This is a genomic window from Piscicoccus intestinalis NBRC 104926 (assembly GCF_001515525.1).
Taxonomy (GTDB): domain Bacteria; phylum Actinomycetota; class Actinomycetes; order Actinomycetales; family Dermatophilaceae; genus Kineosphaera; species Kineosphaera intestinalis.
In genome coordinates, this window is sequence record NZ_BCNQ01000185.1 from 1 (window position 1) to 7,909 (window position 7,909).

The following is a 7,909-nucleotide window of genomic DNA, read 5'->3' on the forward strand; positions in this document are numbered from 1 at the left end:
CGGGAGGCGGCCGCCGTCGCTCACCGGGGCGCGCAGGTGGCCGCCGAAGCCCTCGCCGCCGAACCCGCCTGGTCCGGGCGCATCGAGGCCCGCGCGCTGCCGGGCCGTCCCGCGCTCGTGCTGGCCGACCTGGCGGCCGGCTGCTCGCTCGTCGTCGTCGGGGCCCGCGGCGCGGGCGGGTTCGCCGGCAAGCTCATCGGCGCGACCAGCCGCGCGGTGCTCGAGGTGACGAACGGACCGGTCGCCGTCGTGCGGGCCTGAGCGCACCCGTCCGTCGCAGTCGCGGCCTACGCTGCGGGCATGCCCCGCTATGTCGCGTTCCTACGCGCGGTCAACCTCGGCGCCAACCGCCGCTTCGGCGGGCCCGACCAGGTCGCGGCCACCGTCGCGGCCGGCGGGCGCGACGTGCAGACCTACCTGGCCACCGGAAACGTGCGGCTCACCTCACCCCGACGTTCCACCGACGCGGTCGCCCGCGACCTGGAGGCCGCCTACCTCGCCGACCGCGGCTTCGAGGTGCCGACGGTGGTGTTCACGCCCGAGCAGCTGCGGGCCGTCGTCGCCGACGCCGACGACCTGATCGCGCAGCACGGCGAACCGGCCCGCGTGCTCGTCACCCTCTACGCCCGCGAGCCGGAGACGGAGGCGGTCACCGCGGCTCACGCCCTCGACCTGCCCGACTCCGTGTACGTGCGCGGCCGCGCCGCCCACGCCTTCCTCAGCGGCGACGTGCACACCTCGACGCTGTTGCGGCACAAGACCTTCGGGGGACTCGGCGCGGGCACCGCACGCACCCTGACCGTGCTGCGCACGATCGCGCAGCGCTGGTGCGAACCGTCGTGAGTATTCGGGATGCGGATCAGGCTCCGAGCAGGTCGCGCAGCACGGTGACGACACCGTCCTGCGTGTTGGCCGGCGCCATGTGTCGAGCAACTGCGACAACATGCGGGTGGGCGTTGGCCATCGCGTAGGAGTGGGTGGCGGCCTGCAGCATCTGCACGTCGTTGAGGTAGTCGCCGAACGCGGCGGTCTGGTCGGCGGTGATGCCCATGGCCTCCTGCAAGGCTCGCACCGCGACGCCCTTGTCGACGCCGACATTCATGATGTCGATCCAGTGCTGCCCGGAGACGACGACCTGGTGACCGTCGCGGAAGTCCTGCAGGTGCGGAAAGGTGTCGGCCTCCGCGTTGCCGAAGTCGTAGAGCGCGACCTTGAGCACGTCGTCGTCGACGGCGAGCAGGTCGGCCACGTCCTCCAACTGCTTGTAGTAGATGTCTGCCTCAGCGTGAAACGGCGGGTCGGTGCGTTCGATGTACGCGGAGCGCTTGCCGCACACGACGACGCCGATGTGGTGCCCGTCGGCGGCCAGGGCCCGGCAGCGGTCCACGACCGTCGCGACGAACCCCGGGTCGAGGCTGTTCGACGACACCTCGGCGCCGTCGCGCACGACGTAGGTGCCGTTCTCGGCGATGAACGCCAGGCCCTCCGGCGCGCCCGGCGCGTCGGCGAACATCGCGGCGAGCGTGGCGTATTGGCGCCCGCTGGCGGGGGCGAAGACGATGCCGCGCTCGCGCATGACGCCCAGCAGCGGCCACAGCCCCGCGGGGATGCGGCCCTGCCCGTCGAGCAGGGTGCCGTCCATGTCGACGACGACGAGCCGCACGTCGACCGGCGATTGCCCCTGCTGGCCCACTGGTGTCCTCCTTCGTCGCGGTCCCCCGGCACGCTATCGCGCCGCGAGGCGCGCGGACCGGCCGCGCCCCGCGGCGAAACGAGGGCGCGCGGGGATAATCGAGGTCAGGCCGGGTGGGGGCGCCGGCACGACGACCGATGGCGGGCGAGGCGCCCGCCGGCGAAGGGGAGACCATGGCCACGCGAGCGCGCCCACCGCTGCGCCGGGTCCAGGACGATCTGCGCGCCCGCGGGCTGCCGCTGGTGCTCGAGGGTTCGGTGCGGCGCCGCGGCCTGCTGCAGCGCACCGGGCCGGCCCTGGCCGGGTGCGCGGTGGCGCTGACGGCGTGGGCCGTCGTCGAGCACGCCGCGCGACGCCTGGCGGCGATGCTGCCCGACTCCGGAGCCGATGCCGCGGGGACCGATCCCGCGGGGGTCGGGTCCGCGGGGGTGGACGCGGCGGCGGGCACGTGGGTGTGGGTGATGAGCGCCGGCGTGCTCGTCGTGCTCGCGTCGCCGCTGGTGTCGTGGCTGGTGGCGCTGGCGCTGCCGCACCTCCCCCGGGCCTGGCGCACGGTCGTGGGGCTGGTGGCGACCGCCACGACCCTGCTGGCGCCGACCGTCGCGGGCGTCGGCGCGCTGATGCCGATGCGCTACCGGATCGCGGTCGTCGTCGCCGTGCTGGCCGGCGCGTACTGGGGCCTGGGAACGATCCTGCGATGGGTGGCGCGCCGCTCGCTGCGCGAACTGGGCACGCTCGGCCCGATGATCTCGCGGGTGCTGCCGCTGCTCACCCTCACCGTGCTGTTTTCTTCTTCAACGCCGAGATCTGGCAGGTGGCGGTCAAACTCGAGCCGTCCCGCACGTGGGGTGTGGTCGCCGTCATCCTCGGCCTCGCGGTGTTGCTGACGATCGTCAACGCCCGCGACGAGCTGAGCGAGATCATCGCCGGCGTCGGCGCCCCCGGTTCCGCGACGCCCGCGCTGCGGCGGGCCGAGCGGCTCAACCTGCTGCTCGTCACCGTGCTTGTCACAATCATGCAGTTCATGTTGCTGGCGCTGCTGGTGTTCGTGTTCTTCGTGTTGTTCGGCATGCTCGCCGTGCCGGAGGGCACCGCGAGCGCCTGGATGGGCGAACGGCCGCAGCGCCTCGACGGCGTGCTCGCCGCGATCCCGGTGAGCACGGCCCAGCTGAAGGTCTGCCTCGTGCTCGGCGCGTTCTCGGCGCTGCAGTTCGCCGCGACAGCGGGCAGCGACGGCGCCTACCGCGCCGCGTTCGTCGACCCGGTGCTGCGCGAGGTGCACGACGGCCTCGACGTGCGCGCCGAATACCTGCGGGCGCGTGCGCAGCCGGGCGCCGGCGCCCCGAACCTGGCAGGGTGACCGCATGCGCATCTTCGGTTTCACGGCCTACGGCGGGCCCGAGGCGACGTCCGTCATGGAGGTGCCCGATCCGACTCCGGGGCCCGGGCAGCTGCTCGTGCGCACGGCCGCGGCCGGGGTCAACCCCGCCGACATCAAGGTGCGCAACGGCGACCGCATCGGCGCGGTTCCGGTGACCTTCCCCATGGCGATGGGCCGGGAGGCGGCGGGCACCGTCGTCGCGGCCGGAGACGGCACCGAGGCGTTCGAGGGGCTCGGCGCCGAACTCGTCGGCGCGCAGGTGTTCGGCGCCGCGGCGGCCGGCACCGGCGCGATCGGCGAGTTCGCGCTGCTCGAGGCCGCCGGCACCGCGCTGGTGCCGGAGTCGGTGTCGGTGTCGGCCGCCACGTGCATCCCGGTCTCGATCGGCACCGCCTACGACGCCCTCGACCAGCTGGACCTGCCCCCGGGCGCGGCGTTGCTCGTCATCGGTGCCGGAGGCGGTGTCGGCTCGGCCGCGTGCGCGCTCGCCGCGGGGCGGGGCGTGCGGGTCGTCGGCGTGGCGTCGGCGGCGAAGAGGGACGTGGTGACCGGGCAGGGCGCCGAGCACGTCGTCTCCGGCCCGGGCTGGGCGGACCGGGCCGCCGCGGCGGCAGGGGCTCGTGGATCGTCTGGGTCGGCTGGGTCGGCTGGGTCGGCACGTTCGGCTGAGCGGGCTGAGTCGTCGGCGGGCGCGTACGACGCGGTGCTCGACCTCGTCGGTGCGGAGGTGCTGCGCGAGGCGGTGTCGCTGCTGCGGCCGGGCGGCCGGGTCGTCAGCCCGGCGTCGCCGGGCCTGGCCGGCGAGCTGCTCGGCGACCGCGGTGGCGGCGTGACTCGCCGGCGCACGAGCGAGGTGTTCGCCCGGATCGCGGGCCTCATCGCCTCCGGCGAGTTGACCCCGCTGGTCTCGGCGCAGGTGCCGTTCGCGGACGCCGCCCGGGCGGTGGCGCTCGTCGAGGAGGGCCACGTGGCGGGCAACGTCGTCGTGACGTTCTGAGGACTTACGGCACCGGGTCGCCTCCGCCGCCCCAGCACCGCCCGAGCCCACGCCCCAGCACCGCATCGCCGGTCTCAACCGGCGACGACCGCGACCTCCGGGCCGTAGAGGGTGGTGCCGCGGCGCCGCCGCACGGGGCCGACCACGCGTAGGCCGGGCATCCGGCGCGCGAGGGCCTCCAGGGCCAGCGTCGCCTCGAGCCGCGCGAGCGGCGCGCCGATGCAGTAGTGCACGCCGGCGGAGAACGCGAGGTGCTTGTCGGCGTCGGGGCGCATGATGTCGAACTCGAGCGGCCGCTCGAAGATCGCCGGATCGCGGTTGGCGGCGCCGATGAGCGGCACGACGCCCTGGCCGACGGCGAAGTGGTGGCCGCCGACCTCCGTCTCCTGCAGGGCGAACCGGCCGGTGAGCTGCACCGGCGAGGCGTACCGCAGGGTCTCCTCGACGGCGCGGCCCGCCAGCGACGGATCGTCGATGAGCAGGCGCCACTGCTGCGGGTGCGCCTGCAGCGCCAGCACCGCGTTGCCGATGAGGTTGACGGTGGTTTCGAAGCCCGCGAGCAGCAGCAGGGTGCACAGCGGCACCATGTCTTCGGGGGCCATGCGCCCGGCGTCGCGGGCGGCGACGACCGCGCTGATCACATCGTCGCCGGGATCGTTCGCGCGAAGCTCGAAGAGGCGGGTGAACATCGCGGTCAGCCGGGTGGAGGCGCGCACGAGTTCGGCCGCGTGCCGCGGCGATCGCACCCCGTCGAGGGCGCCGGCGACCGCCTCGCCGTAGCGCAGGAACGCGGGCTCGTCGTAGGCGGGGATGCCGAGCAGGTCGCTGATGACGGCGATCGGCAGGGGCGCGCTGAAGCGGCGCATGAGATCCCACGGCTCGTCGCGCGGCACGTCGTCGAGGAGCCGGTCGACCGTCGCGGTGACCCGCTGCTCGTAGCCGGCCATGCGGCCGCGCCCGAACGCCGGGGTGACGACGCGGCGCAGCCGCGTGTGGTCCGGCGGGTTGAGCTGCAGCAGCGACAGGTCGAGGTCGCCCTCGAAGCCGGTGTCGTCCGGGTCATCGCTGGAAACCCCGAACGCGCGGGACGACAGGATCTGCGAGCTGAGGGCGTGGTCGGTGGTGTACCGGAAGCCGAGGGCCGAGCTCGGCATCGAGCCGAGGGCACGCAGCTGCTCGTAGCAGGAGTACGGGTCTTCGCGGCTGCCGCGGAAGAGCGCGGCCACGGGGTCGCGCCGCAGGTGCAGGGCGTAGGCGAACGCGGCCTTGCGCACGACCATGCCCGTGGTCATGCGCGCGAATCGCACCACCGGCGGGCGGCTGCGCGCCTTGAGGCGGGCCGGCTTGGCCGCCGGGCGCACTCGTGGCTCCGGTCGGGCCGACGGCGTGCGCTTCGCGGTCGTGGGCTGCTCGGGCTGCTCGGGCTGCTCGGGGCGCTCGGGCTGCCGGGGTCGAGGTGTCTGGTCGGACCGTGCGTCCTGGTCGGGGCTCGGCGGCCGGGCCGTGTCGGCGGGATGCGGGCTGGTCACGGTGGGTGCCTCCATGCCGGCGGGGCGGGGATGCCCCCAGGCTATGCCGACGCGCCGCCGCCCGCCCCTCCCCTCTGCGCGGAGCGCCGCTCATCGCCACTCACCGCCGTCGGCCACCACCTGGCCCGTGGTCTCCGCTTGGGAATTCACCATTTCGACGATGCCGATGACGTCGCGCCCGCCGACGCACGCCGTTGACCTGCACCAACGCCGCAGCTGGCCGCTCAGGCGTCGCGAAGCGATCGTCGATATGGATGTTTGTCGCCGGGCACCCGCGTCGATGAGTCCGTCTTCGGCGCTATTGGCGCTGGCCTAGAGGGACATAGAGACGCACATCGAGCCGTCACGCCGGTGTCGCCGCACCTCCGATGGCAGTCTCTGCATCGATCTTGCGTACTCGCTAGACACTGTGAGACAAGACCATCGAGGCTCGCGCATGGGGGTCGCGACAGCCGTATTCACGTCTCTACTCCACCGCGAAGATTCGGTGATACGAGCCGATCGGTGGGCTCAGTGGGTGTCCGGCATGACGAGGCGGCCGATGTCGCCGGGGTTGTAGGCCACCTCCCAGCGAAAGCCCGCGGGGTCGGCGAAATAGCCGCTGTACCCGCCCCATTCGCGCCTGGTCGCGGTCGAGACGTCGGCGCCGGCCGCGCGGGCACGATCGAGCACCTCGTCGACCCCCGCCGGCGTCGGACAGTTGTGCGCCAGCGTGACCGGCGCGAGCCCGACGCCGCGGCGCACCGGTCCCACCTCGGCCTCGAATTCGCGCTCGTCTCACAGGGAGAGCACGAGCCGCTCGCCGACGCGGAACATCAGCACGTCGTCGACGTCGAGCTCGGGCGCCCACCGCAGGCCCTCGACGTAGAAGCGGCGCTCCGCGGCCAGGTCGGGCACCGCGAGGGTGATGAAGCTGACGCGTTGGTCCATGCTCGCCAGGATGGCACCGCTCACCAAGGTGGCAACGCTCACCAGCGGCAGCACCACCCACCCGGGTGGCACTGCCGTGTCCCGTCAGGTTCGGGTCAGATCCGCGACGTAGCCTGACCGGGCTCGCCGAGCGGCGGGCCGATCGAACGAGAGCGGGTGGGTCGATGCGCGGACGGCCACGGGCGATGGCTCTGCTGGCCGCGGCGTGCTGCGCGCTCACCACCCTCCCCGGCGCGACCACGCCGCCCGCGGCCGCCGCGACAACCGCCAAAGCGGCCACGGCGGCCACGACTCAGCCAACCGAGCAGCAGGTGACGATCCCGGTCGGCCCGGAGCCCGACGGCACGCCGGTCTCCATCGACGCCACGATCTACACCCCCGACGGCTCGACGGGTCGTCATCCGGCGGTGCTCCTCGCCCACGGGTTCGGCGGCAGCAAGGCCGACCTCGCCGACCGCGCCCGCGCCCTGACCGGCTCCGGGTACGTCGTGCTCGCCTACAGCGCCAGGGGATTCGGCGCCTCCGGCGGGCGCATCCACCTCAACGCCCCGCGCTACGAGATCGCCGACGCGCGCACCCTGATCGACACGCTGGCGAAGCGCCCCGACGTGCAACTCGACGCGCCCGGCGACCCCAGGGTCGGGGTGGCCGGCGGCTCCTACGGCGGCGCGCTCGCGCTCATGCTCGCCGGCGCCGACCCGCGGGTCGACGCCACCGTCTCCGCGATCACGTGGAACGACCTCGCCGCCGCCTTCGTGCCGGGCGGCCCGACCGGCTCGAGCGGCACCCCTGACGGCGTCTTCAAGCGCCGCTGGGCCTCGCTGTTCTTCTCCTCCAGCGTGGATGCGGCGCTGCAGAACCCGCGGGCCACGCCGGATGTGTGCGGGCGGTTCGACCCGAGCGTGTGCCGGCTGTTCCTCGACGCGGCCCGCACCGGCTCGGTCTCCGCGCCGCTGGCGGCGATGATGCACACGAACAGTCCGGCGCCGACGCTGTCGTCGCTGCGCGCGCCGACGCTGCTCGTGCAGGGCATGCGCGACTCGCTGTTCGGGCTCGACCAGTCCGACGCCACCGCGCGGGCGCTGGAGCGCTCGGGCACCCCGGTCGCCGTGCGCTGGTTCGACGGGGGTCACGACGGCGGCGAGCAGCCGAGCGACGCCGACACCCTCGCGCCGTGGTTCGACCGCTACCTCACCGACACCGGGCGCGCCCGCTCCGGCCTGCCGGTGCCCGCCTTCACCGCGCCGGTCCCCACGACCGGCGGGGCCCGCACCGTGACCGCCGATCGCTACCCCGGCCTCGACGGCATCGACGCCCCGACGCGGCTCGGCCTCGCGCCGGCAACCCAGGGCACCGGCCGCATCCTGTCCCCGCCCGGC

The 7,909-nt window shown here is 74.2% G+C and carries 10 protein-coding genes; 6 read left to right on the forward strand and 4 right to left on the reverse strand.

Translation table 11 applies throughout. From position 1 onward, the window contains the following. Both PINTE_RS19280 and PINTE_RS19285 read left to right on the forward strand, forming a co-directional pair. On the forward strand, window positions 1-261 hold a 261-nt coding region (locus PINTE_RS19280; protein WP_169798579.1), incomplete at its 5' end, for a universal stress protein. 39 nt (window positions 262-300) lie between these two features. Then, window positions 301-843, forward strand: coding sequence for a DUF1697 domain-containing protein (locus PINTE_RS19285; RefSeq protein ID WP_068433952.1), 543 nt, complete (start codon window positions 301-303; stop codon window positions 841-843). 16 nt (window positions 844-859) lie between these two features. Here PINTE_RS19285 and PINTE_RS19290 read toward each other — a convergent pair whose 3' ends face one another. Further along, window positions 860-1,693, reverse strand: a complete 834-nt coding sequence (locus PINTE_RS19290; protein WP_068433954.1) for a Cof-type HAD-IIB family hydrolase — start codon at window positions 1,691-1,693, stop codon at window positions 860-862. Window positions 1,694-1,866: 173 nt separating this feature from the next. Between PINTE_RS19290 and PINTE_RS19295 the strand changes: the two genes are divergently transcribed. From PINTE_RS19295 to PINTE_RS19305, 3 genes are read left to right on the forward strand one after another with little or no spacing between them, the layout of a single operon-like run. Continuing rightward, complete coding sequence (locus PINTE_RS19295; RefSeq protein WP_157087386.1) at window positions 1,867-2,580, forward strand: hypothetical protein; 714 nt, start codon at window positions 1,867-1,869, stop codon at window positions 2,578-2,580. After that, a complete protein-coding gene (locus PINTE_RS19300) occupies window positions 2,544-3,053 on the forward strand; it encodes a hypothetical protein (RefSeq protein ID WP_068433958.1) in 510 nt (169 codons plus the stop codon). Before PINTE_RS19295 ends, PINTE_RS19300 begins: the two co-directional genes overlap by 37 nt. A 4-nt stretch (window positions 3,054-3,057) precedes the next feature. Beyond that, a complete protein-coding gene (locus PINTE_RS19305; RefSeq protein WP_068433960.1) occupies window positions 3,058-4,071 on the forward strand; it encodes an NADP-dependent oxidoreductase in 1,014 nt (337 codons plus the stop codon). Window positions 4,072-4,145: 74 nt separating this feature from the next. Here the strand turns inward: PINTE_RS19305 and PINTE_RS19310 are convergent, their stop codons facing one another. The 3 genes from PINTE_RS19310 to PINTE_RS24630 form a co-directional block, all read right to left on the reverse strand. Further along, window positions 4,146-5,600 (reverse strand): cytochrome P450, encoded by a 1,455-nt coding sequence (locus PINTE_RS19310; RefSeq protein ID WP_169798580.1) that lies wholly within the window; start codon window positions 5,598-5,600, stop codon window positions 4,146-4,148. Window positions 5,601-6,110: 510 nt separating this feature from the next. After that, the gene (locus PINTE_RS24625; protein ID WP_245643063.1) at window positions 6,111-6,344 is read right to left on the reverse strand and encodes a VOC family protein; all 234 of its coding nucleotides are present in this window, start codon (window positions 6,342-6,344) and stop codon (window positions 6,111-6,113) included. Between the two features lie 33 nt (window positions 6,345-6,377). Then, window positions 6,378-6,530: a VOC family protein gene (locus PINTE_RS24630; protein ID WP_245643064.1), complete on the reverse strand. Its 153-nt coding sequence runs from the start codon at window positions 6,528-6,530 to the stop codon at window positions 6,378-6,380. 164 nt (window positions 6,531-6,694) lie between these two features. On the opposite strand from PINTE_RS24630, the gene PINTE_RS19320 reads away from it, so the two are divergent. Next, a partial coding sequence (locus PINTE_RS19320; RefSeq protein WP_157087388.1) for an alpha/beta hydrolase occupies window positions 6,695-7,909 on the forward strand: 1,215 nt, incomplete at its 3' end.

What these genes read in the sequence shown, in the direction of transcription:
- PINTE_RS19305 (WP_068433960.1), top strand. Translation starts at nt 3,058, where the DNA reads ATGCGCATCTTCGGTTTCACGGCCTACGGCGGGCCCGAGGCGACGTCC.
- PINTE_RS19295 (WP_157087386.1), top strand. Translation starts at nt 1,867, where the DNA reads ATGGCCACGCGAGCGCGCCCACCGCTGCGCCGGGTCCAGGACGATCTG.
- PINTE_RS19285 (WP_068433952.1), top strand. Translation starts at nt 301, where the DNA reads ATGCCCCGCTATGTCGCGTTCCTACGCGCGGTCAACCTCGGCGCCAAC.
- PINTE_RS24630 (WP_245643064.1), bottom strand. Translation starts at nt 6,530, where the DNA reads ATGGACCAACGCGTCAGCTTCATCACCCTCGCGGTGCCCGACCTGGCC.